At 66.4% G+C, this 24,785-nt stretch carries 24 protein-coding genes; 14 read left to right on the top strand and 10 right to left on the bottom strand.

Annotated features, from left to right (window positions below):
• Positions 1-179 precede the first annotated feature (179 nt).
• Positions 180-368, bottom strand: a complete 189-nt coding sequence (locus tag JUB11_RS22085) for a hypothetical protein (protein WP_207460873.1) — start codon at positions 366-368, stop codon at positions 180-182.
• Between the two features lie 165 nt (positions 369-533).
• Positions 534-1,325 carry a trypsin-like serine protease gene (locus tag JUB11_RS22080; RefSeq protein ID WP_207460872.1) on the bottom strand — a complete coding sequence of 264 codons (792 nt, stop codon included), beginning with the start codon at positions 1,323-1,325 and terminating at the stop codon, positions 534-536.
• 255 nt (positions 1,326-1,580) lie between these two features.
• Here JUB11_RS22080 and rpoH point away from each other — a divergent pair, with 255 nt between their 5' ends.
• The 4 genes from rpoH to JUB11_RS22060 all read left to right on the top strand — a co-directional run bounded on the left by rpoH (position 1,581) and on the right by JUB11_RS22060 (position 3,819).
• The gene (rpoH, locus tag JUB11_RS22075) at positions 1,581-2,483 is read left to right on the top strand and encodes an RNA polymerase sigma factor RpoH (RefSeq protein WP_207460871.1); all 903 of its coding nucleotides are present in this window, start codon (positions 1,581-1,583) and stop codon (positions 2,481-2,483) included.
• Positions 2,480-3,166, top strand: a complete 687-nt coding sequence (locus JUB11_RS22070; protein ID WP_207460870.1) for a nitroreductase — start codon at positions 2,480-2,482, stop codon at positions 3,164-3,166. The genes rpoH and JUB11_RS22070 overlap by 4 nt, the downstream gene beginning before the upstream one ends.
• 70 nt (positions 3,167-3,236) lie before the next feature.
• A complete protein-coding gene (locus tag JUB11_RS22065; RefSeq protein ID WP_207460869.1) occupies positions 3,237-3,506 on the top strand; it encodes a BrnT family toxin in 270 nt (89 codons plus the stop codon).
• On the top strand, positions 3,493-3,819 hold the full coding sequence (locus tag JUB11_RS22060; RefSeq protein WP_348771487.1) for a helix-turn-helix domain-containing protein: 327 nt from the start codon (positions 3,493-3,495) through the stop codon (positions 3,817-3,819). The genes JUB11_RS22065 and JUB11_RS22060 overlap by 14 nt, the downstream gene beginning before the upstream one ends.
• 9 nt (positions 3,820-3,828) lie before the next feature.
• Here JUB11_RS22060 and JUB11_RS22055 read toward each other — a convergent pair whose 3' ends face one another.
• The 3 genes from JUB11_RS22055 to JUB11_RS22045 are packed head-to-tail and all read right to left on the bottom strand — an operon-like array spanning position 3,829 to position 6,811.
• Positions 3,829-4,971 (bottom strand): thiolase family protein, encoded by a 1,143-nt coding sequence (locus tag JUB11_RS22055; protein ID WP_207460868.1) that lies wholly within the window; start codon positions 4,969-4,971, stop codon positions 3,829-3,831.
• A complete protein-coding gene (locus JUB11_RS22050) occupies positions 4,953-6,386 on the bottom strand; it encodes an AMP-binding protein (RefSeq protein WP_207460866.1) in 1,434 nt (477 codons plus the stop codon). The genes JUB11_RS22055 and JUB11_RS22050 overlap by 19 nt, the downstream gene beginning before the upstream one ends.
• A gap of 23 nt (positions 6,387-6,409) precedes the next feature.
• The gene (locus JUB11_RS22045) at positions 6,410-6,811 is read right to left on the bottom strand and encodes an antibiotic biosynthesis monooxygenase (RefSeq protein WP_207460865.1); all 402 of its coding nucleotides are present in this window, start codon (positions 6,809-6,811) and stop codon (positions 6,410-6,412) included.
• Between the two features lie 121 nt (positions 6,812-6,932).
• Here JUB11_RS22045 and JUB11_RS22040 point away from each other — a divergent pair, with 121 nt between their 5' ends.
• Positions 6,933-7,643 carry a helix-turn-helix transcriptional regulator gene (locus JUB11_RS22040; protein ID WP_207460864.1) on the top strand — a complete coding sequence of 237 codons (711 nt, stop codon included), beginning with the start codon at positions 6,933-6,935 and terminating at the stop codon, positions 7,641-7,643.
• 67 nt (positions 7,644-7,710) lie between these two features.
• Here the strand turns inward: JUB11_RS22040 and JUB11_RS22035 are convergent, their stop codons facing one another.
• Positions 7,711-8,067, bottom strand: a complete 357-nt coding sequence (locus JUB11_RS22035; RefSeq protein WP_207460863.1) for a helix-hairpin-helix domain-containing protein — start codon at positions 8,065-8,067, stop codon at positions 7,711-7,713.
• Positions 8,068-8,224: 157 nt separating this feature from the next.
• Here JUB11_RS22035 and JUB11_RS22030 point away from each other — a divergent pair, with 157 nt between their 5' ends.
• The 3 genes from JUB11_RS22030 to JUB11_RS22020 all read left to right on the top strand — a co-directional run bounded on the left by JUB11_RS22030 (position 8,225) and on the right by JUB11_RS22020 (position 10,042).
• Complete coding sequence (locus JUB11_RS22030) at positions 8,225-8,656, top strand: hypothetical protein (protein ID WP_207460855.1); 432 nt, start codon at positions 8,225-8,227, stop codon at positions 8,654-8,656.
• 19 nt (positions 8,657-8,675) lie between these two features.
• A complete protein-coding gene (locus JUB11_RS22025; RefSeq protein ID WP_207460853.1) occupies positions 8,676-9,089 on the top strand; it encodes a hypothetical protein in 414 nt (137 codons plus the stop codon).
• Between the two features lie 182 nt (positions 9,090-9,271).
• The gene (locus JUB11_RS22020) at positions 9,272-10,042 is read left to right on the top strand and encodes a hypothetical protein (RefSeq protein ID WP_207460851.1); all 771 of its coding nucleotides are present in this window, start codon (positions 9,272-9,274) and stop codon (positions 10,040-10,042) included.
• A 19-nt stretch (positions 10,043-10,061) separates the two neighbouring features.
• On the opposite strand, the gene JUB11_RS22015 is transcribed toward JUB11_RS22020, so the two are convergent.
• Both JUB11_RS22015 and JUB11_RS22010 read right to left on the bottom strand, forming a co-directional pair.
• Complete coding sequence (locus tag JUB11_RS22015; RefSeq protein WP_207460849.1) at positions 10,062-11,015, bottom strand: response regulator transcription factor; 954 nt, start codon at positions 11,013-11,015, stop codon at positions 10,062-10,064.
• Position 11,016: 1 nt separating this feature from the next.
• A complete protein-coding gene (locus JUB11_RS22010) occupies positions 11,017-14,493 on the bottom strand; it encodes an ATP-binding protein (protein ID WP_247887238.1) in 3,477 nt (1,158 codons plus the stop codon).
• A gap of 293 nt (positions 14,494-14,786) precedes the next feature.
• On the opposite strand from JUB11_RS22010, the gene urtA reads away from it, so the two are divergent.
• From urtA to urtE, 5 genes are all read left to right on the top strand, one after another.
• Positions 14,787-16,040 (top strand): urea ABC transporter substrate-binding protein, encoded by a 1,254-nt coding sequence (gene urtA / locus JUB11_RS22005; protein WP_247887243.1) that lies wholly within the window; start codon positions 14,787-14,789, stop codon positions 16,038-16,040.
• Positions 16,041-16,330: 290 nt separating this feature from the next.
• Positions 16,331-17,959 carry an urea ABC transporter permease subunit UrtB gene (gene urtB / locus JUB11_RS22000; protein ID WP_207460845.1) on the top strand — a complete coding sequence of 543 codons (1,629 nt, stop codon included), beginning with the start codon at positions 16,331-16,333 and terminating at the stop codon, positions 17,957-17,959.
• Between the two features lie 3 nt (positions 17,960-17,962).
• Positions 17,963-19,096: an urea ABC transporter permease subunit UrtC gene (urtC, locus tag JUB11_RS21995; protein WP_207460843.1), complete on the top strand. Its 1,134-nt coding sequence runs from the start codon at positions 17,963-17,965 to the stop codon at positions 19,094-19,096.
• Positions 19,097-19,101: 5 nt separating this feature from the next.
• Positions 19,102-19,848, top strand: a complete 747-nt coding sequence (gene urtD / locus JUB11_RS21990) for an urea ABC transporter ATP-binding protein UrtD (protein WP_207460842.1) — start codon at positions 19,102-19,104, stop codon at positions 19,846-19,848.
• A 16-nt stretch (positions 19,849-19,864) separates the two neighbouring features.
• Positions 19,865-20,560 (top strand): urea ABC transporter ATP-binding subunit UrtE, encoded by a 696-nt coding sequence (gene urtE, locus JUB11_RS21985; RefSeq protein WP_207460841.1) that lies wholly within the window; start codon positions 19,865-19,867, stop codon positions 20,558-20,560.
• A 947-nt stretch (positions 20,561-21,507) separates the two neighbouring features.
• Here the strand turns inward: urtE and JUB11_RS21980 are convergent.
• Positions 21,508-22,950 carry a hypothetical protein gene (locus JUB11_RS21980; protein ID WP_207460840.1) on the bottom strand — a complete coding sequence of 481 codons (1,443 nt, stop codon included), beginning with the start codon at positions 22,948-22,950 and terminating at the stop codon, positions 21,508-21,510.
• 133 nt (positions 22,951-23,083) lie between these two features.
• Between JUB11_RS21980 and JUB11_RS21975 the strand changes: the two genes are divergently transcribed.
• Positions 23,084-23,662, top strand: coding sequence for a hypothetical protein (locus tag JUB11_RS21975; RefSeq protein WP_207460839.1), 579 nt, complete (start codon positions 23,084-23,086; stop codon positions 23,660-23,662).
• A gap of 106 nt (positions 23,663-23,768) precedes the next feature.
• Here the strand turns inward: JUB11_RS21975 and JUB11_RS21970 are convergent, their stop codons facing one another.
• Positions 23,769-24,749, bottom strand: a complete 981-nt coding sequence (locus JUB11_RS21970) for a LysR family transcriptional regulator (protein ID WP_247887237.1) — start codon at positions 24,747-24,749, stop codon at positions 23,769-23,771.
• Positions 24,750-24,785: the final 36 nt, after the last annotated feature.

The following is a 24,785-nucleotide window of genomic DNA, read 5'->3' as shown; positions in this document are numbered from 1 at the left end:
TTCTCGGACATTGGCACTTTCGTTGATAAGGAGCTGATTAAGTTTGTGAAGATGAAAGCGGCAGGTATGCGGCCGAGGCAGAGTTAAGACGACCAAACGGAAACGCCCCGGCTCTGGCGAGCCGAGGCGTTTCCGCAAGCTCCGGCCGGCCCGTGTCGTCGGGCCGGCCAGGGGTGGCGTCAGTCCACCGCCTTGTCGATGGAACGGCCGGCCTTCTCCATCGGGCCCGGCGGATCGATGGCATCCTTCACGCCCTGCGCGGCGTTGTCGATGGACTCGCCGGCGCGCTCGCCCGGACCTTCGCTGGAGCAGGCGGCGATCGCCAGGATCGGCAGGACGAGGGCGGCGGCACGCAACATGGTAACCATGAAAATCTCCACTGCTGTAAACGACGAGCGGCCCTGGATGGCCGGTCTCAAGCTTCGTTACACACGGTGGATTGAACGCCGCATTGGCGTGGATGGGTTCAAGACGCGGCTTCGTCCATCCATTATTTCCCTTCTTCGGCCCGGACGGAGTGCCCTTTCGGGCGATTACGGCCCCGCCAGCGTCGCGGCGGTGCCGGTGATCCAGTCGCGGACGGAGAGCGCGTCGGTGATGACGCCCGGACCGCGGCAGGCGCGGCCCGAGACGAAGGAGATGACGCCCAGCAGGTAGAGCCGGCCGCTCTTCTCCACATAGACCGGCCCGCCGGAATCGCCGGAACAGGCGCGGCCCCCGCGCGCGCTCACCACCATCTCGGTCTTCCCGCGCGGATGCACGATGCGGGTGGTTCCCTGCCGCAGGACACCGACGCCGCTGCGCGCCCGCGCGTCGTCGATGCCGTATCCCGCCAGCAGGATGCGGTCGCGGATGGTCAGGGTCATGTCGCCGGACAGGATCTCCATCCGGCGCGCCCCGGCCGGTGCCGTCCCCCGGAAGCGGACGAGCGCGATGTCGCCCCGGTCGCGCTGGCTGTGCCGCTCCCAGTTCGGGTGGAGCGTCCAGGACAGCACCTCGCGCCGTTCCGCGCCGGGATGGTTGATGTCGGTCCCGAACAGGACGGCGGAATGGGCCGGATCGCCCTGGATGCAGTGTGCCGCCGTCACCAGCACGCCGTCGGCGATGAGTGCGGCGGAGCAGAGGCCGAGGAAGTCGTTGCCGGCGTCGCCGAGTTTCACGGCGGCGGCCGACGCCGCGATGGCCTCGCCCTCCCGGACGTCCGAGCCCTCGATCACCGCGCGGGCGGGGCCGGCGGAGAGGAGCGGGGAGGCGAGCAGGCAGGCGGCAAGCAGCGCCGCCCGCCCGCGCGCAACACCTCTTGCCGCCGCCCTCTTCATCCTCATGCCGCCCTCACCACCGGTCCCGAGACCCATTTGCCATGCTACGGGCAGGCCGGTCCCGCGCGCAGCAAAACCATGGTCATACGGACGAATTTATCAACAGGGCAGGATTGCGGTGGGGTGGTGCAGCACCCACACGATGCCATTGACCGCCGCCGCGCGCTGATTAAAATCGCCCGTGCCTGCTCCGCCGGAGAGGCCCCGGTTCGCCATGTCGGGAACCGGGATCCGTCATATCGCTTCGCATGAGGATGTGACATGAGCACCGCGATTGCGCTTTCTTCGCCCGATTCCGGCGAAGCCCTGTCCAACTACATCCAGCAGACCCACCGCTACCCGATTCTCGGGTCGGAAGAGGAATACATGCTGGCGAAGGCCTGGCGCGAGCACGGCGACGTCCGGGCCGCCCAGACGCTGGTGCAGAGCCATCTGCGGCTGGTCGTGAAGATCGCCGCCGGCTACCGAGGCTACGGCCTGCCCCTGACCGACCTCATCAGCGAAGGCAACGTCGGGCTCATGGTGGCCGTGAAGAAGTTCGAGCCGGACCGGGGATTCCGCCTGTCCACCTACGCGATGTGGTGGATCAAGGCGACCATCCAGGAATACGTCCTGCGCTCCTGGAGCCTCGTGAAGATCGGCACCACGGCGGCGCAGAAGAAGCTGTTCTTCAGCCTCGGCCGGCTGAAGCGCAAGCTCGGCGAACTCGGCAACGGCGACATGGCGCCGGAGAATGTCGGGCTGATCGCCCGCGAGCTGTCGGTGACGGAGGACGAGGTCGTCGACGTAAACCGGCGCATCAGCCAGCCGGTCGCCTCGCTGAACGCGCCGGCCAGCGCCGACGGAGGCACGGAAATCCAGGACCTCATGGCCGACGACCGGCCGAGCGTGGAGGAGACGCTGATCGAGCGGTCGGAGGCCCGGCGCCGCAGCGCCCTGCTCCAGAAGGCGCTCGACGTGCTGAACGAGCGGGAGCGCACCATCCTCCTGGCCCGCCGCCTGTCGGAGCGCCCCCTGACCTTGGAGGACCTGTCGGCCCGCTTCGGCGTCAGCCGCGAGCGCATCCGCCAGATCGAGGAGAAGGCCTTCGAGAAGGTCGCCCGGCAGGTCCGGGCGCTGGCCGAGGCGGTGCAGGGCGTTCCGGGCGCGCTGGTCCCGGCATGACCGCGGGCGAAGGGGCGGGCGTCTTCGAGGCGCTGGCCGAGGGCCGGCGCTCGACGCGGCGCTTCCTCGACCGCCCCGTGCCGGACGACCTTCTCGAACGGCTCTTCGCCGCCGCGCGCCGGGCGCCCAGCGGCGCCAACCTCCAGCCCGGCGGCTTCGTCTTGGTCCGCGGCGCCGCGCGCGACCGCCTGACCGCCGCCCTGACCGAGGCCTTCCGGGCGGGTGCCGCCGAGCCGGAGGACTACAGCTACTTCCCCGACCCCATGCCCATGGCGCTGAAGAAGCGCCAAGTGGCCGCCGCCAAGGCGCTCCAGGACGCCGCCGGCATCCGCCGCGAGGACCGCGCCGCCCGCGACGCGCAGTTCGCCCGCAACTTCCGCTTCTTCGACGCCCCCGTGGCGCTGGTCGCCACCATCGACGCCCGGCTCGGCACCGGCTGCTACATGGATTTCGGCATGTGCCTCTACGGCCTGATGCTGGCCGCCACCGCGCAGGGGCTGGGAAGCTGCGGCATCGGCGCGCTGGCCTCCTACCCGACGGTGATCCGCCGGGCGCTGGACCTGCCCGACGACCAGCTCGTCGTGTGTGGACTGGCGATCGGCTGGCCGGACGAAACGGCGCCGGAGAACGCCGTGCGCACTGAGCGGCTGGCGGTCGGAGAGTTCGTGAGCGTGCGGGAGTAGGGCGGCGAAGCGCCCCTTTACGCTTGGCAACCCGCTTCCCTGCCATACGCCTTAAGCGTATGATTTTCCCATGCGGTATGAATGGGACCCGGCGAAGGACGAGGCGAACATCGCGACGCGCGGCCTCTCGCTCGCGCTGGCCGAACTGCTTTTCAATGGCACGGAGCGGATCGCCGAAGATGACCGTTTCCAGTATGGCGAGACTCGAATGGTCGCGCGCGGACTGATCGACGGACGGCTGTTCGTCTGCGTCTACACCGACCGTGATGATGTCCGCCGGATCATATCGCTGCGCAAGGCCAACAGGAGGGAACAGGATGCCTACCGTGCAGGGGAGTAGGGAGGCGGCGCTGCGGGCATTGCGGGAAACCGACTGGGCCGCGTTCGACGCGACGACGGACGAGGACATCGCCCGGCAGATCGAAGAGGATCCCGACGTCGCTCCCGACATGGCGCTGCCGTTCGACGTCGCGGCCGTGCGGCGGCGAACGGGCCTGAGTCAGGCGGCCTTCGCCGAAACCTTCGGCCTGCCGTTGCGCACGCTCCAGGAATGGGAGCGCGGGGCCAAAATGCCGAGCGGGCCGGCCAAGACGCTGCTGCTGGTCATCGACAAGGAACCCGACGCGGTGAAGCGCGCTTTGAAGGCCGCCTGACCGCAACTCCTACGCCCGCTCCACCACCACCGCCGACCCGATCCCGCCCGCGCCGGCGATGGTCGCCAGCCCCAGCGCGCCCGGCGGGGCGTCCCGATCCAGGTCGGCGAGCAGGCGGACGAGGCTGACGGCGCCGGACGCGCCGATGGGGTGTCCGCGGCCGAGCCCGCCGCCGCTGGGGCTGACGATGGCCGGGTCGAGGCCGAGGTCCTGCATGACGCAGAGCGCCTGCACGGCGAAGGCCTCGTGCAGTTCGAAAGCCCGGAGATCACCCACACCGATGCCGGCGCGCTCCAACGCGCGGCGGCAGGCGGGGAGGCAGGCGAGCATCGGTGTTTCCGGCGCGCCGCCGGACGAAGCGCCGGCCCGGTAGAGGGCGCGCGGCTTCACCCCCAGCCGCCGCGCCGCGTTTAGCGTGGCGAGCAGGACGAAGGCGGCGCCGTCGGCGCTGGGGGACGCCGCGATCCGGCTGAGGCCCGTGTCGCCGTTCCCGGTCACGAGCGGCATCCGCCGCAGCAGGGCGGGTGTCAGCGGGCGGGCGTAGGGGTCGTGGTCCAGCCCGTCGAAGGGCACGATCTCCGCCCGCATCGCCGCGCGCATCCCGAGCGCGCGGGCGTGGCTCTCCACGGCCCAGGCCTCCTGCGCCGCGCGGGTGATGCCGCGCCGGGCGGCGAGGTCCGCGGCCGCCTCGAACAGGTCGGGATCGCGCGCGGGGTCGGGGGCGAAGGGCGGGCGGTCGTAGGGCTCCGGCGCTTCCTCAGGGCCGGCGGGGCGGTGGAAGCGCAGGGGCGCCCGGCTCCAGGCCTCCACCCCGCCGGCCACCACCAGCTCCGCGTTTCCGGCGGCGATCAGGCCGGCCGCCGTGATCACGGCGTCGAGTCCGGCGCAGCACTGGCTGTCCAGGCTCAGCGCCGGGGTGCCGTCCGGCAGCCCCGCCGCCAGCGCCACCATGCGCGCCGGGTTGCCGCCGGCCCCCAGCGCGTTGCCGGCGACCAGCGCACCCACCGCCTCCGCCGGGACGCCCGTGCGCTTCAGCAGAGCCCGCACCACCGGCGCGCCCAGCCCATGCGGCGTCAGCCCGCGCAAGAGCCCGCCCACGGGGGCCACCGGGCTGCGCGCCCAGCCGAGGATGGCTAGATCCGGCGCAGGCACGCGGCCTCTCCGTCGCCTTTGCCATCGGCGCCGCCGAGCAGGGCGGCCAGTTCGGCGGCGATCCGCGCGTGGTCGGTCTTGCCGCCGGCGGTTCGCGGCCAGTCTTCGCGCGCGAAGAACAGGCGCGGCACCTTGAAGGCCTGCAGCCGCTCCCGGCAGAAGGCGGCGAGCGCCTTGTGGTCCAGCGCTTCGCCGGGCCGGGCCTGCACCACCGCCGCCACCTTCAGGCCACGCAGGGGGTCGGGCGTGCCGAGCACGGAGACCTCGGCGACGGCGGGATGGGTGGCGAGCACGCCTTCCACCTCCTCGGGGAAGAGGTTCTGGCCCTGGGTGACGATCATCCGCTTCTCGCGCCCGACCAGATGCAGCCGCCCCGCGCCGTCGAGAAAGCCCATGTCGCGGACGGAGATCCAGTCCCCGTCGCGCAGCAGGCTGCCGTCGTCGCCCAGCGCGTAGCCGTCGAACAGCATCGGGCTGCGCACGAAGATCAGCCCGGCCTCGCCGGCGGGGCAGGGCGTCCCGTCCGCCCGGCGGATCGACAGCTCGACATTGTCGAAGGGGCGCCCGACCAGCGTGCCGGGCAGATCCGGCGCGCTGTCGGTCCAGGCGATGAAGCTGGTCTCCGACGCGCCGTAGAACTCGACGACGCGCGCGTTCGGGAAGAGGGCGGCGAGGCGTGGCGTCTCCTGCCGCATCCAGCGCGCCCCGCTGATCAGGATCAGCCGCACCCCCAGGATCGGCGCACCCCCGCGCCGCTCCGCCGCCTCGAGCATCAGCATCAGCTGGCTCGGCACCGCCACGAGGCAGCCCGCGGCACCGGCCTCCAGCAGGTCCAGGCAGCGGGGTGCTGAGAAGCGGTCCTGGACATGCACCCCGCCGCCGGTCCACAGCCCCAGCAGCATGGCGAACAGGAACAGGGAATGGGACAGGCGCCCCGGCGCCAGGATGGTGGCGTCGGCGTCATGCCCGAACTGCTCCCGGCAGATCCGGAAGCTTTCCGTCCAGCTCCGGTGGTCGCGCCGGAAGCCCTTGGGCAGGCCGGTGCTGCCGGAGGTGAAGCCGAGATAGAAGGGGCTCTCCGGCCCGAGCGGCGGCACGGGACGGCGGCTCCCGCCCAAAGCCTCCTCCACCCGCGCGCGGAGCCGCGGCGGCCAGGACGGGTCGGACACGGCCGCCGCCCGGCCGGTCGCGGCGATGGCGCAGAAATCCACCAGACGGTCGATCTGGAACTCGGCGTCGCGCAGCCAGTGGACGGGCCCGTGCCCCTGCGCCTCGATCTCCGCCGCGCGGCGGCGCACCGCCTCGGCCAACTCCGCGAAGCCGAGCCGGCGCGCGCCGTCATCGACCGCCATGGCCGCGCCGCGGACCGCCGCCCAATGCGCCAGGGGCGCCGTCACCGTCGGGAAAGACTGCATCGGGGATGTTCTGAAAGGGATGGTCACGGCTGTCGACAAAGGCCCATGGCCGCCCGGCCTGTCAAAGCTTTTCCGCCCCCGCCGCCGTGATGGCGCCGGGAATCCTCCGGCGCCTGTTCCCGGTCAGCCAGCCCGTAGGCCCGGACGACCTCCGCGACGGACAGCCGGTAATCCTCGAACACGCCGCCGCGCCCCAACGCCTGCGCTTCCCGGTGCGCCGCGAGGCTGCGCCAGGCGCGGACCGCCTCCTCGTCGCGCCAGAAGGACAGCGACAGGATCTTCCGCTCGTCCTTCAGGCTCTGGAAGCGCTCGATGGACAGGAAGCCGTCGATCCCCTCCAGCAACGGCCGCAGCTCCGCCGCGAGGTCGAGATAGGCGGCCCGTGCCTCCGGACGCGGGACGACCTCGAAGATGACGGCGATCATGGCGAACTCCCGGCCCATGGAACGGAATGAGGATCGCATGGGACGGGCGGGGAATGCTTCGGCCACGGCCGAAGCGACGGGCGCGCCTTCCCCTGCTATCCTCGCGTCAGGAGGATGCCCCATGGTCAGCACGAACCGGATCGCCGAGGTCGCCACGCTGGTGGGGGAGCCCGCGCGCGCCGCGATGCTCTCCGCCCTCATGGACGGCCGGGCGCTGACCGCGACCGAGTTGGCCGGGGTGGCCGGGATCACGCCGCAGACCGCCAGCGGCCATCTGGCGCAACTCGCCGACGCGCGGCTGATCCTGGTGGAGCGGCAGGGCCGCCACCGCTACCACCGGCTGGCCACGCCGGACGTGGCGCGGATGATCGAGACCGTGATGCAGGTCGCCTCCGCCATGGCGCCCCCGTCGCGCGCCCTGCCGGCCGTCGGCCCGCGCGACGCGGCGATGCGCCGCGCCCGGCTCTGCTACGACCACCTCGCCGGCGAACTGGGCGTGGCCGTCACCGACGCGCTGCTGGAACGCGGCGCCGTCGAGTTCGAGGATGGGGCGGGGATCGTCACCGACGCGGGAACCGCGCTGCTCCGCGACCTGGGCATAGCGTTGGATGACTTGGGCGATGACGGACGGCGGCGCTCCTCGCGCCCGCTCTGCCGCCCCTGCCTGGACTGGAGCGAGCGCCGGCCGCACCTCGCCGGACGGATCGGGGCCGCCCTCTGCGCCCGGTTCCTGGAACAGGACTTCCTCCGCCGCATCGGCAACAGCCGTGCGCTGTCGGTCACGCCGAAGGGGCAGGGCGCGCTGCGCGAACTGTTCGGCATCCAGATGTAAGAACGGGTCCGCGGGATGACTCCCACGGACCCGTTCCGATCACGTCGCCGGATTCAAGGCGCCGGGATCACACCGTCAGCCGGTCGCGGTGGCGCGCCAAGGTCTCTTCCGGCACCAGCCCCTTGGAAACCAGTTCGTCCACCGACCGGAAGGGGCGGCTCTGCAGGATGCGCTTGGCGCGCGCCTTGCCGATGTGCTTCAGCGTCATCAGGTCGGCCGGCTTCGCCTGGTTGAGGTTGATCGGCCCGGTGGGGGCCGCCGCTTCCTGGTTCTGCTGGGCTAGCTTGGCCTTCCCCTTGGTCGGCTTCGCCCGCTTCTCGCCCTTTTCCGACTTGCCGAGCGTGGTGTAGGCCACGGCTGCCCCGATGGCGCCCACGGCCACGGCGGCCACGGCGCCGGCGATCGTCTTCTTGTCCAAATCCATAGCTTTGACCTCCCGATCTTTTCAGGCCCTGCAACGCTTTGGGGGTGGGGAGGGTTCCGCGCGAGGGCAGAGGCAGCAGTTCATGTCTTGCAAAACCTAACAGGTTGGGATATCCCTTCAGGCATATTTGAAACCCATCTTGTTAGGTTTATACTCCATGCCTATTGCTCAGGTTGGCAACATTGAAATCGTTGTTAAAACCCGTGGTGAGCATTGCCCTCCGCATGTTCACGCCGATTGCGACGCGGAGGGTTGGTCAGCTCGATTCAAATTCTACTTTGAATCGGACGATGTTGATTTTTGGGATCTGCGCCCAAGGAACGCCCGAAAAGCACCGCAGGCATCGGTTCTTGATGAGGTTGGTGAAGCGGTCTACCGGAACTTGGTTCAGGTTCGAAAGCGCTGGTGGGAGGTGATGGGCACCGTTTGCCTTTCGAACCAATATGTCCACTGCCGGGCGGGAAAAATCATCGTGTTGGAACGCTTCGAAAAAGGAGCACTCCAGATTTTGGAAGCGGCTTATGAACCAAGCAGGAAGACTCTAAGGGTCGGTCTCTCGGATGGATCCATATATGAACAACTCCTTTAGCAAGGTTGGGTAAACGGCAATGGCCTATAACAAAATCACGCCCGAGCAATATGAGGCTGGGCTTGCGGTTGGGCGAGCCCAGCTCGCAAAGGCGAGTCTTGCGGAAGGGGTGCGGTACAACGGTGCTGACGATGCAGTGATCATTGAGATGCCGAAAGCCACCATCGCGATCCCGCGTTCGGAAATCAGGGAGTTCTCTCATTTCACGCAGGCGGAAATGACAGAGCTGCGCTTGTCGGCTCTTGGGGACGCCCTTGCGGTCGGCTCATTCGACGTTCATGTCGATATTGGAGGGCTGTTGGCGGATCTGCTGCCGCTCGGCACCGTGTTTGCGCGCCGTGGAGGTGCCACGAAATCCGACGCGAAGGCCAGAGCGGCAAAAGAGAACGGCAAGCTCGGTGGACGTCCCCGGAAGGCTGCCGCCGCAGAATAACGGGTAAAGAATAGCGCCATTGGCTCTTTGGACTTGCGAATGGCGTAATCGGCCATGGAGCATACAAGAGAATTCGCCGGCACATGAAGTCCACTTGGATAGAGAATCCAAAAAGATTTACGTGAAATCCGTCCCCGGTTCAGGTCAACATGTGCCGAACATCCGGGGAGGAGCCTCCAGCCATGCGTGCCCTTGCCATCCTCTCCCTCGCCCTGCTCGCGGGTTGCGCCGGAAGTGCCGCGGTCCCGCCGGTCGCCACGGCGCCGGAGCCGCCCGACGCCCAGCAGCTCTACCTGACCGCGCTCAAGAACGCCGCCATCCCCGAACAGGCGGAGGTCTACAGTGGGCTGCTGGCGCTCACCCGTTCCACGCCGGGGCTGGTCTGGGACAGTGAGGGGCCGAACGCTCGGGTGAAGGTGGCGAGCTTCATGAACGAGGCAGCCTTCCAGAGATACTACGCGGCCGACCCGCCGGCCCGCACGGCCCCGGCGAGCTGGGGCACCGTGTGGGTCACGCCGGTGCCTCAGTTGCAGGCCTTCTGCAAGGCGGTTCCCGGCGACACCACCGCCAAGGTCTCACGGGTGAAGCAGTGGCTGGGGCTCCGTCCTGAGGCGGCTTACGACCGGGTGGTCGAACTCTGGATCAAGCCGTCGGACCTCGCCCGGCCCTGCCCTGACACGGAGGTGACGGACGGTTCCTGCTCGGTGGACACGGGCATGCCGCCAGCCGGCGCCGACCCGGCCTATACGGCCTGGTACAACGGCAATTTCCGCGGCTCCTACCAGGCCAACGGCTATCCCTGGACGCGGCTCGGCTACACCTACGACTGGGCGCCCGCCACCGACAGGCTGAACCCCGTGCGTCCGGTGGGCGGCAGCGAGTACATCATGCGGCCGAAGGCCTCCTACGGCATCGCCGGTCGCTACACGGTCGCGCAATATTGCGGGGGCTGAGCCGGGCGGGAACCGGGCCTCACGCCCCGCGCGCCGCCAGCGTCCGCATGGCGATGGCGGTGGCCGACGCCCGGTTCTCCACGCCCAGCTTGCTGAAGACCTGCTCCAGGTGCTTGTTCACGGTGCGCGGGCTGATGCCCAGGATCTCGGCGATGTCGCGGTTGGACTTGCCGCGCGCGATCCACAGCAGCACGTCGGCCTCCCGCGCGGTCAGGCCGTGGGCCTCCTTCAGGAACAGCTCGTCCTTGCCGGCGACGGGCTCGCTGAGGCGGAACAGGAACTCGCCGGGGTTGCCGGGGCTGAGGTAGGAGAATTCCAGCCGCCGTGCTTCCTCGGCCTCGGCGCCCTCGCCGCTGCCGCCAGTGGCGTCCACGTCCAGCGTGAAGGTGGCGCCGCCGCCGCCACCCTGCCGCAAGCGGGTCAGCCCCTCGGCAAGCCGGGCGGAGACCGCCGTCTCCGGCGCGTCGGCGCCGGGCAGAAGGCCGGCCAGCAGGCGACCGGCCTGGGGCGTGCACCAAAGAAGCCGCCCCCCGGCGTCCGTCGCCAGCAGGAAGCGGCCGGTGGCGTCCAGCGCCATGCGGGCGCCCTGGGCCGCGCGCGCGTTGGCGAGATGGACGCGGATGCGGGCCAGCAGCTCGTTCACCACAATGGGCTTGGTGACGTAATCGACGCCGCCGGCCTCCAGCCCGCGCACGACATGCTCGGTGTCGCTGAGGCCGGTCATGAAGATCACGGGCAGGTGCGACAGGTGCGCTTCCTGCTTCAGGCGGCGGCAGGTCTCGAACCCGTCCAGGCCGGGCATCACCGCGTCCATCAGCACCAGCTCCGGCGTGATCTGGCCCAGCAGATCCAGGGCGCTCTCCCCGTCCGTGGCGACCAGCACGGTCAGCTCCGCCGCCTCCAGCGCGTCCGTCAGGAATCCCAGCGTCTCGGGCGTGTCGTCCACCACCAGCACCATGCCGCGCTGCTGCATGTCAGGCGCCGTCCCCGATGGTGTTGGAGGGATTTGCAGCCGCCTTGGTCGTGTCGAGCAGCGTCATGAAGCCCTTCAGGTCGAACGCGCGCACCAGCCCCCGCGACCGCTCGACGAAGGGGCCGTTGGCCGGATCCTCCGCCTCCATGTCGCGCAGCTTGGTCTCGATCCCCCGAATATAGCCGATCCGGCCCAGTTGTCGCAGGTCGTCGATGTGGCGCAACGACGCAACCGGCAGGGCGGCCCGCTGCGGCTCGGGCGCCGGGACCGGCTCGGGGGCCGGCGGCACGGCGTGGGTCCATTCCAGCCCGGTCAGCGCCTGCACCTTGTCGAGCAGCGCCTGGATCTCGATGGGCTTGGCCAGGAAATCGTCGTGCGGCGCCCGGCCGTCGCCCGGCCCCTGCGCCTCGTAGGCGTTGGCCGAGACCATCATGATCCGCACGGCGTCGCCGCGCATCCCGCGGACCGCCTCGGCGATGTCCCAGCCGCTCTCGCCGGGCAGCGAGATGTCGAGCAGGGCGAGGTCCGGCTCGCACTGCGCGGCGAGGTCCAGGCAGCTCGTGGCGTCCGACGCGATGAACAGCTCGAACCCCAGAGGCTGGAGGATGTTGCGCATCAGCTCCAGATGGTGGCGGTCGTCGTCGGCCAGCAGCACCTTGATGCGCGGCCCGGCATAGCCGGCGGGCGGGCGCCGGTCGGCGTCGGAGCCTCCGTCGTGCATGGCCTCCGACAGCAGCAGCCGCACCTGGAAGCAGCTCCCCTCGCCGAAGCGGCTCGTCACCGTGATGTCGCCCCCCATGATCCGCGTCAGCAGCCGCGTGATGGTCAGCCCCAGCCCCGTCCCCGGCACGGCGCGCACCGCCGGCCCCTGGCCACGCTCGAAGGGCTCGAACACGCGCTCCAGATCCTCCTCGCGGATGCCGATGCCGGTGTCGGTGATGGAGAATTCGGCGATCTGGCTGCGGTAGCGCACGCTGAGCCCGACCGAGCCCTCCCTCGTGTATTTCACGGCGTTGGACAGCAGGTTGATCAGGATCTGCCGCAGGATCTTCTCGTCGGTGTGGACGTAGGCCGGCAGGTGCGGCGGGCGGGCGTAGGTGAAGTCCAGCCCCTTGGTCGCCGCCTGGATGCGGAACATGTCCACGATCTGGTCCAGCAGCTCGATCAGCCGCACCTTGTCGCGGTTGATGCGGCGCTGGCCGGATTCGATCTTCGAAATGTCGAGCAGCCCGTCGATCAGGTTCGAGAGATGCTCGGAGCTGCGGCGGATCACGCGCACCGCGTCCTCCGGCCGCTCGGCGGCCTTGCGCTCCAGAAGCTGGGCATAGCCGGAGATGGCGTTCAAGGGCGCCCGGATCTCGTGGCTGACGCCGATGATGTAGCGGCTCTTGGCGGCGTTGGCGGCCTCCGCCACCTCCTTGGCCTTCTGGAGGGCCGCGTCGGTGCGCTCGTGCGCCTCGATCTCCTCCATCAGCATGGCGGTCTGGCGGCTGGTTTCCTCCTCCGCCTTCTGGCGGCTCTCATGCGCCAGCACCAGCAGCCAGGAGGCCACGCCCGCCAGGATCAGCAGGCTGAAGAAGACGGTCAGGAGTGCGGCGTGGATGGCCGCGCGCTCGGTCGGGGCGGCGGCGCTGAAATGGAAGTCGATGATCAGCATCAGCCCGCCGATCACCAGCGTGAACAGGCTCATCACCCCGATGAAGTGGCCCGTGCGCTTGCGCACCCCGGCGGCGAGCGGGCGGGGCAGGGCCTTCTGGAGGAAATGGGCGATCTGGTCGCCGAAGCGGCTGTTCGTCTTGCACAGGTCGTGGCAGCGCGCCTCCAGCGAGCAGCAGAGCGAGCAGATGGGGGCGGCGTAGGCCGGGCAATGCGCCATGTCCGGCCGCTCGAAGCTGTTCTCGCAGATCGAGCAGCGCAGGGGCTCGGTGCCCTCCGGCAGCCCCTCGGACCGGCGGGCGATGTAGTGGCGTCCCCCCGTGGCCCAGCCGATGGCCGGCACGGCGGCCACGGCGACCAGCAGCCCCAGAAAGGGCGCCAGCGCCTGGAGCACCGGCCCGAACAGCCCGAAGAAGGCGAGCGTGGAGGACAGCACCGACAGCAGCAGCGCGCCGATTCCCACGGGGTTGATGTCGTAGAGATGCGCGCGCTTGAACTCGATGTGGCGCGGGCTGATGCCCAGCGGCTTGTTGATCGTCAGGTCGGCCGCCACCGCCCCCAGCCAAGCCACCGCCAGGTTGGCGTAGAGCGCCAGGATGCTCTCGATCACGCCGAGGATGCCGATCTCCATCAGCAGCAGGGCGAGCAGCGCGTTGAAGACCAGCCAGACCACCCGGCCCGGATGGCTGTGCGTCAGGCGGGAGAAGAAGTTCGACCAGGCGATGGAGCCGGCGTAGGCGTTGGTGACGTTGATCTTCATCTGACAGACGACGACGAAGATCCCCGTCAGCGCCAGCGCCGCGCCCGGCGACCCGAACAGGTCGAGGAAGGCCATGTGGTAGAGGATGGTCGGCTGGGCCGCGTCCAGCGCCGGGATGCCGTGCTCCAGCGCTACGAAGGCGAGCAGCGAGCCGATGGCGAGCTTCAGGCTGCCCACCACCACCCAGCCCGGCCCGCCGGCCAGCATCGCCCACCACCAGCTCCGCCCCGAGATGCGCGCGCGGTCGGGCAGGAAGCGCAGGTAATCCACCTGCTCCCCGATCTGCGGCAGCAGCGACAGCAGCATCGAGGCCGCCATGCCGAAGGGCAGCAGGGACAGACCCCCGTCCGACCGCCCCTCGATGCCCGGAAAGGCCGTCCAGGCCGCGAAGTCCGATCCGTCCAGCAGGAACAGATAGGCCAGGGGAACGCATTGCAGGACCAGCCAGACCGGCTGGGTCGCGACCTGCATGCGGCTGATGAAGCGGATGCCGTAGACGGCGATGGGGATCACCGCCAGAGAGCTGATCACGTGGGCCACCGCCAGCGGGATGCCCAACACCAGCTCCAGCCCGGCGGACATGATGCTCGCCTCGATGGCGAAGAGGATGAAGGTGAAGGAGGCGTAGACCAGCGAGGTGATGGTGGAGCCGAGATAGCCGAAGCCGGCGCCGCGCGTCAGCAGGTCGATGTCCACCCCGGCGCGCACCGCGTGGCGGGTGATCGGCAGACCGACCAGGAAGTTCAGGATCCCGACCGCCAGGATCGCGGCCATGGCGTTGGCGAAGCCGAAGGACAGGGTGATCGCGGCGCCGATGGCCTCGCAGGCGAGGAAGGAGATGGCGCCCAGCGCCGTGTGCGAGACCCGCCAGGCCGGCCAGCGCCTTGCCCGCTGCGCCGTATAGCGCAGGGCATAGTCCTCCAGCGTTTCGTCGGCGGCGAGCTGGTTGTACTGCCGCCGCTCGCGGACGATCCTCTGCGTGGCGCTCATGCCGTCCCGCTCCGCCCCGCCGCGGCCGCGCAGGCGCCGCCGCACCGCGGCATCCTGGATGCTCCAGGCCATGATGACAAGCCTCCGGCAATGTTGCGGCGCACGCGCGCCGTCTTCGGCTGTCTCATGGCACACCACCGGACGGGGGTCGGAGCATATGGGGCATTTGACGTAGATACGCGCACCGGACCCCGTGGGTAAAGTCTCCGGCATAGGGCTTCTGTATGGCGCGCGCCGCTCGAAGGCGCGCAGATCCAGGCTTTGCAGCCGAGCCGGCCCCGGCCAACGGGCACCGGTCAATGAACAGGGGAAGCAAGACGATGTTGAAGACCACCCGCACGCTGGCCGCCGCCGCCGGCCTCGCCATGCTCGCCGCCTCCGTCTTCGCGCCGGCCGTCGCCCGCGCGCAGGACACCATCAAGGTCGGCATCCTGCACTCGCTGTCGGGCACGATGGCGATCAGCGAGACGACCCTGAAGGACGTCATGCTGATGCTCATCGAGGAGCAGAACAAGAAGGGCGGCGTCCTGGGCAAGAAGCTCGAGCCGGTGGTCGTCGATCCGGCCTCCAACTGGCCGCTCTTCGCCGAGAAGGCCCGCGAGCTGCTGAGCAAGGACAAGGTCGCCGCCGTGTTCGGCTGCTGGACCTCGGTCAGCCGCAAGTCGGTCCTGCCGGTCTTCGAGGAGCTGAACGGCATCCTCTTCTACCCGGTGCAGTATGAGGGCGAGGAGTCCTCGCGCAACGTCTTCTACACCGGCGCCGCCCCGAACCAGCAGGCGATCCCCGCCGTCGACTATCTGCTGGCGAACGAGAAGGTCGAGCGCTGGGTGCTGGCCGGCACCGACTACGTCTACCCGCGCACGACCAACAAGATCCTCGAGGCCTACCTGAAGGGCAAGGGCGTCAAGGCCGAGGACATCATGGTCAACTACACGCCGTTCGGTCATTCCGACTGGCAGTCGATCGTGTCGGACATCAAGAAGTTCGGCTCGGCCGGCAAGAAGACCGCCGTCGTCTCCACCATCAACGGCGACGCCAACGTTCCCTTCTACAAGGAACTCGGCAACCAGGGCGTCAAGGCCCAGGACATCCCCGTCGTCGCCTTCTCGGTCGGCGAGGAGGAGCTGGCCGGCGTGGACACCAAGCCGCTGCTCGGCCATCTCGCCGCCTGGAACTACTTCCAGTCCGTGGACACGCCGGAGAACGCCGACTTCATCAAGAAGTGGCAGGCCTTCACCAAGAACCCCAAGCGCGTGACCAACGACCCGATGGAAGCCCACGTCATCGGCTTCAACATGTGGGTCAAGGCGGTCGAGAAGGCCGGCACGGTCGCCAGCGACGCGGTCATCGACAGCCTGATCGGCGTCACCGTCCCGAACCTGTCCGGCGGCTATTCGGCCATGATGCCGAACCACCACATCAGCAAGCCGGTCCTCATCGGCGAGGTGCAGGAGAACGGCCAGTTCGAGATCGTCTCCCAGACCCCGGGCCTGGTGGTCGGCGACGAATGGTCGGACTTCCTGCCGGACAGCAAGAGCCTGATCTCCGATTGGCGCGCCCCGATGTCCTGCGGCAACTTCAACACCGCCACGGGCAAGTGCGGCGGCAAGGGGTCGTGAGGATCTGAGGCTCTAGTTCGCCAGCCTTGGACAGCCCTCTTCCCTGCGGGGGAGAGGGCTCTCTCGCCGGATCGAAGCCTCTCCCCTTCATGCGTCATCCCCGCGAACGCGGGGATCCAGGGCAACTCGGGAACGTTGCCGCATTGGCCTGGATCCCCGCTTTCGCGGGGATGACGGAAGGGTAGGGCAAAGTCTCGGCTCGATAGGTCGGGGAGGTCTCGCGGCTTCCCGCACCCTGCTTCTCCCCTCCGGGGGAGAGGGCATCGACAGTTTGCCTGAGGAATTCCGCCATGCCACGCGCTCTCCGCCTCTGGGCGGCCATGCTCCTCGTGGTCGCCGCCACCGCCGCCACCCTGTCCGGGGCGCTCGCCGCCGATCTGAAGCCGCTGGTCCGCAACCTCGGCGCGGGCGGCTTCGCCGACACCGAAGCCGCCATCGCGGCCCTGGCCCAGACCGGGGACCCGGCCGTCGTGCCGGTGCTCCAGGCGCTGGAGGCCGGCGACCTCTATGTCCGCAAGGAGGACAGGGAGGTGGTCCGCGGCAGCGCGTCCAATGGCGGCTACACCCTGACCGATCCGCTCGGCGGCGCGGCGCTCGGCGAGGCCGGGCGCGGCGCGGTGGACAAGATCCGCATCAACAACAGCCTGCGCCGGGCCATCAGCGCGGCTCTCGGCTCGCTGACGCTGATGAGCCCCGACGCGGGTGCGCGCCGTGCGGCGGCGGACTCGGTGTTCAAGACCCGCAACCCGGACGGGCTGGCGGCGCTAGAGACGGCGCTCGGGCGCGAGAACGACCCGGCCGTGCGGAGCATCATGGAGCAGGCGCGCGCCGCCATCCTGCTGACCGCCGCCGGCACGCCGGACGCCGACCGGCTCGGCGCCATCGAGACCATCCGCGCGCGCGGCGACCAGGAATCGCTGGCCCTGCTGAACGCCGTGCGCTCGGCCGAGGGCGCCAGCGCGGCCGTCAGGGCCGCGGCCGACAAGGCCTTCGAGGCGGTGGAGATGCGCCTGTCGCTCTGGGGCATGGCGCAGAATCTCTGGTACGGGCTGTCGCTCGGCTCGGTGCTGCTGCTCGCCGCCATCGGTCTGGCCGTCACCTTCGGGGTCATGGGCGTCATCAACATGGCGCACGGCGAGATGGTGATGATCGGCGCCTACGCGACCTTCCTGGTGCAGGACGCCATCCGCACCTACGCGCCGGGCCTGTTCGACGCCTCCATCCTCATCGCCATTCCCGTCGCCTTCCTGGTGTCCGGCGCCGTCGGCGTCCTGATCGAGCGCACGGTGATCCGCTGGCTCTACGGCCGCCCGCTGGAGACTCTGCTCGCCACCTGGGGCCTGTCGCTGGTGCTCCAGCAGGCGGTGCGGTCGATCTTCGGCCCGACCAACCGCGAGGTCGGCGCCCCCTCCTGGATGTCCGGCTCCTTCGAGCTGGGCGGGCTGGTGATCACCCATGGCCGGCTGTGGATCGTGATCTTCGCCTTCCTGGTCTTCGGGCTGCTGCTGGTGGCGCTGAAGCGCACCTGGTTCGGCCTGGCGATCCGCGCCGTCACCCAGAACCGCAACATGGCGAGCGCCATGGGCATCCGCACGGCCCGCATGGACGCGCTGACCTTCGGGCTCGGCTCCGGCATCGCCGGTCTGGCGGGGGTGGCGCTGAGCCAGATCGACAACGTCAGCCCCAACCTCGGCCAGAGCTACATCATCGACAGCTTCATGGTCGTGGTCTTCGGCGGGGTGGGCAACCTGTGGGGCACGCTGGTGGGTGCCCTGGCGCTCGGCACCGTCAACAAGTTCCTGGAGCCCTACGCCGGCGCCGTGCTCGGCAAGATCCTCGTGCTGATCTTCATCATCCTGTTCATCCAGAGACGCCCGCGCGGACTGTTCGCGCTGAAGGGCCGCGCGGTGGAGGCCTGACCCATGCTGACCCGTTTCCTTCTCCTCGGCCTCGACAAGCGCGCCGGCGTGCTGCTGACGGTGCTCGCCGTCCTGGCGGTCGCGGTGCCGGTCATGGCGCTGGCCGTGCCGCCGGACTCGCCCTTCCACCTGCCGATGCATTCGGTCAGCCTGCTCGGCAAGTATCTGAGCTTCGCGCTGCTGGCGCTGGCGCTGGACCTCGTGTGGGGCTATTGCGGCATCCTGTCGCTCGGCCACGCGGCCTTCTTCACGCTCGGCGGCTACGCCATGGGCATGTACCTGATGCGCCAGATCGGCCCGCGCGGCGTCTACGGCCACCCGGAGCTGCCGGACTTCATGGTCTTCCTGAACTGGAAGGAGCTGCCCTGGTACTGGCAGGGCTTCGACCAGTTCTGGTTCGCCGCGCTGATGGTGCTGGCGGTGCCGGGCCTGCTCGCCTTCGCCTTCGGCTGGTTCGCCTTCCGCAGCCGCGTCACCGGCGTGTACCTGTCGATCATCACCCAGGCCATGACCTTCGCGCTGCTGCTCGCCTTCTTCCGCAACGACATGGGCTTCGGCGGCAACAACGGCCTGACCGACTTCAAGGAGATCCTGGGCTACGACATCCAGGCACCGGCCACGCGGGTGGGGCTGTTCGTCGCCACGGTGGCGGCGCTGGCCGCGGGCTACATGGTTGCCTCGTCGCTCGTCGCCTCCAAGCTCGGCAAGGTGCTGGTGGCGGTGCGCGACGCGGAGAGCCGGGTGCGTTTCCTGGGCTATTCGGTGGAGCGCTACAAGCTCTTCGTCTGGACGCTGTCCGCCTGCATGGCGGGTGTGGCGGGTGCTCTCTACGTGCCGCAGGTCGGCATCATCAACCCGTCGGAATTCGCGCCGGCCGCCTCGATTGAGGCGGTGATCTGGGTCGCCGTCGGCGGGCGCGGCACGCTGGCCGGCGCGGTGCTGGGTGCCGTGCTGGTCAATTACGGCAAGACCTACTTCACGGCGGCCCTGCCGGAGCTGTGGCTGTTCGCGCTGGGCGGTCTGTTCGTCCTGGTCACGCTGTTCCTGCCCAAGGGCATCCTGGGGCTGGCCGCCGACCGCTTCAGGAAGCGGGAGCCGGCCGCCGCCGTCCCCGCCGCCGCATCCAAGGGAGCCTGAGACCCATGTCCGCCGAGAACACCCTGCTCTACGTGGACGGCGTGTCGGTCAGTTTCGACGGCTTCCGCGCGCTGAACAGCCTGTCGCTGATCATCGGCCCCGGCGAGATGCGCGCCATCATCGGGCCGAACGGGGCCGGCAAGACGACCATGATGGACGTCATCACCGGCAAGACGCGCCCCAACACCGGCACCATCCTGTTCGAGGGCGGCACCGACCTCACCCGCATGGACGAGGCGGCCATCGCCAACCTCGGCATCGGCCGCAAGTTCCAGCGCCCGACCGTCTTCGAGAACCACACGGTCTGGGACAACCTGGAACTGGCCCTGAAGAACCCGCGCAAGACCTGGTCGGCGCTCGCCTACGGAATGAACCCCAAGGACCGGGCGCGGATCGAGGAGATCCTGGACATCACCCGCCTGTCGCCCCGGCGCGAACGGCTGGCCGGCAGCCTGTCGCACGGCGAAAAGCAGTGGCTGGAGATCGGCATGCTGCTCGCCCAGGATCCGAAGCTGCTGCTGGTGGACGAGCCGGTCGCCGGCATGACCGACGCCGAGACCGAACAGACCGCCCATCTGCTGAAGACCATCGCGGGCACCCGCTCGGTCATCGTGGTGGAGCACGACATGGTCTTCGTGCGCGAACTGGGCGTGAAGGTCACGGTCCTGCACGAGGGCTCCGTCCTGGCCGAAGGCTCGCTCGACTCCGTCAGCGCCAACCGCCAGGTCATCGACGTCTATCTTGGACGCTAAGGTTAGGATTGATGCCATGCTCGACGTTCAATCGGTCAACCTGCATTACGGCGCCGCCCAGGCGCTGCGCGGCGTCTCCCTGAAGGCGGAGGTGGGCAAGGTGACCTGCCTGCTCGGCCGCAACGGTGTGGGCAAGTCCAGCCTGCTGCGCGCCATCGTCGGGCTGAAGCCCGTGTCGGGCGGAACCATCCGCTGGGACGGCGGCGACATCACCAAGCTGGCGCCCTACGAGCGGGCGCGGCGCGGCATCGCCTATGTCGCCCAGGGCCGCGAGATCTTCCCGCTGCTGACCGTGCGCGAGAACCTGCTCACCGGCTACGCCCCGCTGCCGCGCGCCCAGCGCTCGATCCCCGAGGAGGTGTTCGAGCTGTTCCCCGTGCTGAAGTCGATGCTCGACCGCCGCGGCGGCGACCTGTCCGGCGGCCAGCAGCAGCAGCTCGCCATCGGCCGCGCGCTGGTGACCCGGCCCAGGCTGCTGGTGCTGGACGAGCCGACGGAGGGCATCCAGCCCTCCATCATCAAGGACATCGGCCGCGCCATCTCCTACCTGCGCGACCGGGGCGGCATGGCGATCCTGCTGGTCGAGCAGTATTACGAGTTCGCCCGCGACCTCGCCGACGACTGGGCGGTGATGGAACGCGGCGAGGTCATGCTCGCGGGCTCCCGCCACGGGCTGGACGAGTCCGAGGTGCGCAAGTACCTAACGGTGTGAGAAACCGCGATGCGGAGCAAGCAGGAATAAGGTTGTCGTGCCAGTTGGTCGTCACGTTTCAAGGCTGGCTGGTTTGGCATGCGCTCGACTGGCAGTTGACCGTTGGATTTCAGGCGGTTTTATTCTGGGTTAGGATGGATTTATAAAATTGACGCTAACGGGTGTAATAAAAACTGCGTCTGTGAGCGTGTGCATGGCGGCGGTGATGGCGGGTCGACCGGTCTGGTGTAGGAGCATAGGCAATAAAATTCAGCCAGCCGGCAAGAGTGTGGGCGAAAGAGGCGAACTCCCGGGAGGCTAGACTGACCAAACGACGAATTTGGAAGGCTTCCTTTATAGAACTTCGATAGTGTGGGCGTTTACCGTGTTTTCTAGAGCTTCAGCGTACGACCTTGGCTTTATCTGGAACTCACTAAAGAAATAGCTGTAAAATTTGATCCAGTTAACGGATGAAAGCTTGCATAGCATAATTTTGACAGCGCAATTCGGCGCTCGCCGCTTAATTTCTACATCTAGTCCTAGAGGTTGGCACGCACTGATATCTGCAATTCCTCGAAAATTAGGGCAGATATCTTTCGCTACTTCTGAGAAAGGTATCATTCCATTGGAGAACTCAAGGCGCCCACAAGAGCTGTGTGTGAAGAGTACGACGGGCTTATCATCCTTAAGATTGCACGAGAAGTCATGGGACGATGCATATCGAATGATCCGCAATCCGCTTCCTTTCTCGAAGACAGATAAATACGTTGTAAAAGCTCTGATAATGCAGTCCTCATACTGCGTGAAATCTTTGAAGTTGAGGCAGAATTCTCCATAGGCTTGTGCTTTTGTGAATTGTCGCCGCGTTGAAGGAAGGCCTGATATAAAAGTCCAGTCATTTGTGGAGTATAGAGTGCGGAAAATCGAAGGCGATCTACTTGTAGCCATTTCACGCTGCCCCTTTCATGCTATTCGATGCTGGCAAAGTTTCTTGCCAAAAAGTGCATTGGAATGCCGTATTCTACAATTTTTATCTTAGGAACTTGGCTTCCCATGAAAACTTCCATGCCGACAACGTTGTCTTCCTGCTTCTTGAGTTCTCTATTTTGGTAGTAGGCGCGTTGAATTGAATCTCTAATATCCCTTCTCAGCATTTCAACGGTCGTGGCATCCATTGCAGTTTGAGCCATTGGGTAGCGATTAAGGAAGCGGTCAGCTGTTACGATCAGGTGGGCCATCATCTCCGCAGTTTTAGAGAAAAAACGATATATAAAGTTCCCTGCTTTCATATCAGCTGAAAAACTATTATTGGCGCGTGTTATCTCAATTTCACGCCATGGACGCCCATCCTCAATGGATCCTAGTGAAGCCAAGCGGGGTTTAAGGCTTTCCGGAACTTTGAATGAGAACGAACTTTGTACATTTCCTCCGACTTTGAATGAGGCTGTATTTGAACGCGCACTGATTTCCAAGGTCAGGCGAGCAGCATCCATGTCATGTTCATCGGAGTCTCCGGACAAGATCAATACAGGCGGAGGAGCGCCCCCCTTGTCTTTCCAAGCTTTTTGTGCAACTGCTGCAACATTAGAAAGTGCGTCATTTCCTATTACCGCTACTGGCGGCTCGTTTCCGGTAAAAAGAAAATATTGTGGTGGGCCAGGCGGGTCTAGGAGTGTAGGATTCCCAGAAAAATCGACGTTGGCACCTACTCGTAGAACAATGAACCCGTTAGGCTTTCCCTGGGGAGTTTTAGAATTTGCAATTGATTGGTATTCCGACATGATCGGCAGTTCAACCGCATACCCTAAATTGCCGCTCCTTAGCAATGAGTAAATACCATATGGATCGGCATTTAAGCTTGCCATCTGAGTTGACAGGCCGAGTTGTGATACCATAATATTCTTTCGCATATCCCAAACTATATCTTGCGATAACTCTTTTTCTGCTTCCAGTGCTTTTAGCGCTTCGGAGACGTCCGAGGTACTCTCTCCAAATTCGGGAGTGACAACACTGTTTTTAGAAACATTTATTCGAATATCTTTATTGCTCACAAGGCTGATAAACTCTAATTCTTCCGTCGTTCCCGTGCCTCTGATGGCTAACAGTTTCTGGCTAATAGCCTGCTGCAAAGTTAGTGTTTTTCCTTCGATTTCAACAGATACATCCTGAAGCGTTGCGGACGCTCCAGAAAAAGTGTCAGAATTTGAGGGGGTGGAACGTGCTTCATCTAAGCAAAATGCATTCGCGCTGGTAACTCCGCCAGGCGAAATAGAGAAAGACTGCTGAGGCAAGAGCATGCGTTGAACCGCTGCCTGAGAATGCAGCGGGAAAAAGGAGGAAATGAATAAAATCACAAAGAACGCAATTGTATGCATGCTTGATTTGTATCGGATTTTAGGAAGGTATCCCATGATCTTCCTTGCCTCCTGCTTCCGTGCGTAGATTTCTTAATTGAGGACTCAAAAAAAGATAGAAGTCAAGGCCATTTTTCCTTATTAGATTGGCGTATAACCCTTCCCATTGGAACTCCCTCAGGAGAACAAAATGACTTTCAACAGAAACATTTTCACGCTTTCTGATGCGGCGCAAAGGCGTATGAAGCTAACAAAAAGTCCTTTTCATAGAGTTGGTCAGGAAGACAAACTGGCAGAGCCAGGACCCGTGGACGGACCCTCCCTAGGAAATAGACAGGATGGTGGACCATTTCTGGGAAAGGATGTTGACGTCCCGAAGGCGGTAGATCCTGATCAATGGCACCAAAGATTAATAAAATATTTTCCCGGGGAGGCGCTCAGTCTTTATCTTGCCTTGGATGGAATTCTCAGGTCTGCAGTATCTGGCTACGAATTAATTTTCTGGTTAGGTATAGTAACAATAACCTCCTGCGTTTTTAATGCATTGTATTTAAAAAAGGTCTGGAAAGTTAACCGCAAAGCACAGATCGCGATCTCAACGCTAGCGCTGTTAGTGTATATCTTCTCCATTGGCGGAGTATTTAAGGAGTTTCTGTGGTGGAAGCCCTTTTATGGATCCCTTGCTGTCATTTTGACTTCGGCGTTTTTGTCCTTCGTAGATCCGCCTGGACAAAATGCCACAGGCGATTTGTCACAAGATGGGACTTGAGTACGAGCCCGAGCGCACCTTGTGACTGGGGTGTGGCAACACACTGAGGTGTGGCGACACTACGATCGCGTATAGTAAGATGTAGACCTACGCTGCCCCGCCGCACTCAGGGCAGCCGTTCCTCCGGCGGGCGGCCGCGCACCTGGGCGAGCAGGAAGTCGAGGAACATCCGCTCCGCCCGGTTCAGCCGGCCCTGCTGGCTCCAGATGATGTGGACGTCCACCGGCGTTACGCCCTCGTAGGGCGGCAGCTCCCACAGCAGGCCGTCGGCCACGTCGCGCGCGGCGATGTGCTCGGGCAGCGGGCCGATGCCGAGGCCGCAGAGGATCATGCGGCGCACCTCGTCCAGGTTGGCCGAGGAGCCGAGGATGCGCCCGGCGAAGCCCTCCCGCGCGCGGAACAGGGTAAGCGGCGACAGGGCGCCGTCGATCTGGTCGGACGTGAAGGAGACGAAATTCTCCTGCCGCAGCTCCGCGATGTCGATGCCGGACTTGCCGAAGAAGCGGGAATCCGGCCCGCAATAGAGCCGGTAGGTCTGGTGGATGAAGACCTCGTTGGCGAGGCCCGGAATGGGCTCCCGCAGCAGGCAGATGGCGAAGGAGCCCACGCGCTGCTGGAGGGCGATGTGCGCGTCGGCCGAGGCCATGACGTCGATCCGGTAGGTCACCTGCGGGTGCAGCCGGTGGAACTCGCGCAGGCAGCGGTCGAGCAGGCCGGTCTGGATGCGGCTGGCCAGCAGGATGTGGACATGGCCGCTGACCTCTTCCCGTGCCTCCTGCACCAGCGCGCCCAGCCGCGAGATCGTGCCGAAGATCCCGACCACCTCGTCATAGACCTGCTCGCCGGCCGCCGTCAGCTCGAAGCGGCCCGGCGCGCGGTCGATCAGCTGCCGGCCGAACTGCTCCTCCAGCCGCTTCAGCGCGAGGCTGACGGCGGGCTGCGTCAGGTACAGCCGCACCGACGCCTTGGTGATGCTGCGCTCCTGCGCGATCACCATGAAGGTGCGCAGCAGGTTCCAGTCGAGCTGCGTGCCGAGCCGTTCGAGCGTCCGCCGGTCGAAATCCGTGCCGCCCGCCATCTGATCCATCCCGCCGCTCCGTTCCCTCATGCTTCAAAGCAGCAT

Origin of the sequence: Azospirillum sp. SYSU D00513, from assembly GCF_017356015.1 — a bacterium.
Lineage (GTDB): Bacteria > Pseudomonadota > Alphaproteobacteria > Azospirillales > Azospirillaceae > Azospirillum.
The sequence above is the reverse complement of the archived record's forward strand: the minus strand, read 5'-3'. Positions and strand labels throughout refer to the sequence as shown.

Bases quoted from the DNA above. Each gene is read 5' to 3' on its own strand.
- JUB11_RS22085 (WP_207460873.1), bottom strand. From the start codon at position 368: ATGGTTACCATGTTGCGTGCCGCCGCCCTCGTCCTGCCGATCCTGGCG.
- JUB11_RS22080 (WP_207460872.1), bottom strand. From the start codon at position 1,325: ATGAGGATGAAGAGGGCGGCGGCAAGAGGTGTTGCGCGCGGGCGGGCG.
- rpoH (WP_207460871.1), top strand. From the start codon at position 1,581: ATGAGCACCGCGATTGCGCTTTCTTCGCCCGATTCCGGCGAAGCCCTG.
- JUB11_RS22070 (WP_207460870.1), top strand. From the start codon at position 2,480: ATGACCGCGGGCGAAGGGGCGGGCGTCTTCGAGGCGCTGGCCGAGGGC.
- JUB11_RS22065 (WP_207460869.1), top strand. From the start codon at position 3,237: ATGCGGTATGAATGGGACCCGGCGAAGGACGAGGCGAACATCGCGACG.
- JUB11_RS22050 (WP_207460866.1), bottom strand. From the start codon at position 6,386: ATGCAGTCTTTCCCGACGGTGACGGCGCCCCTGGCGCATTGGGCGGCG.
- JUB11_RS22045 (WP_207460865.1), bottom strand. From the start codon at position 6,811: ATGATCGCCGTCATCTTCGAGGTCGTCCCGCGTCCGGAGGCACGGGCC.
- JUB11_RS22040 (WP_207460864.1), top strand. From the start codon at position 6,933: ATGGTCAGCACGAACCGGATCGCCGAGGTCGCCACGCTGGTGGGGGAG.
- JUB11_RS22035 (WP_207460863.1), bottom strand. From the start codon at position 8,067: ATGGATTTGGACAAGAAGACGATCGCCGGCGCCGTGGCCGCCGTGGCC.
- JUB11_RS22030 (WP_207460855.1), top strand. From the start codon at position 8,225: ATGCCTATTGCTCAGGTTGGCAACATTGAAATCGTTGTTAAAACCCGT.
- JUB11_RS22025 (WP_207460853.1), top strand. From the start codon at position 8,676: ATGGCCTATAACAAAATCACGCCCGAGCAATATGAGGCTGGGCTTGCG.
- JUB11_RS22020 (WP_207460851.1), top strand. From the start codon at position 9,272: ATGCGTGCCCTTGCCATCCTCTCCCTCGCCCTGCTCGCGGGTTGCGCC.
- JUB11_RS22015 (WP_207460849.1), bottom strand. From the start codon at position 11,015: ATGCAGCAGCGCGGCATGGTGCTGGTGGTGGACGACACGCCCGAGACG.
- JUB11_RS22010 (WP_247887238.1), bottom strand. From the start codon at position 14,493: ATGGCCTGGAGCATCCAGGATGCCGCGGTGCGGCGGCGCCTGCGCGGC.
- urtA (WP_247887243.1), top strand. From the start codon at position 14,787: ATGCTCGCCGCCTCCGTCTTCGCGCCGGCCGTCGCCCGCGCGCAGGAC.
- urtB (WP_207460845.1), top strand. From the start codon at position 16,331: ATGCCACGCGCTCTCCGCCTCTGGGCGGCCATGCTCCTCGTGGTCGCC.
- urtC (WP_207460843.1), top strand. From the start codon at position 17,963: ATGCTGACCCGTTTCCTTCTCCTCGGCCTCGACAAGCGCGCCGGCGTG.
- urtD (WP_207460842.1), top strand. From the start codon at position 19,102: ATGTCCGCCGAGAACACCCTGCTCTACGTGGACGGCGTGTCGGTCAGT.
- urtE (WP_207460841.1), top strand. From the start codon at position 19,865: ATGCTCGACGTTCAATCGGTCAACCTGCATTACGGCGCCGCCCAGGCG.
- JUB11_RS21980 (WP_207460840.1), bottom strand. From the start codon at position 22,950: ATGGGATACCTTCCTAAAATCCGATACAAATCAAGCATGCATACAATT.
- JUB11_RS21975 (WP_207460839.1), top strand. From the start codon at position 23,084: ATGACTTTCAACAGAAACATTTTCACGCTTTCTGATGCGGCGCAAAGG.
- JUB11_RS21970 (WP_247887237.1), bottom strand. From the start codon at position 24,749: ATGGATCAGATGGCGGGCGGCACGGATTTCGACCGGCGGACGCTCGAA.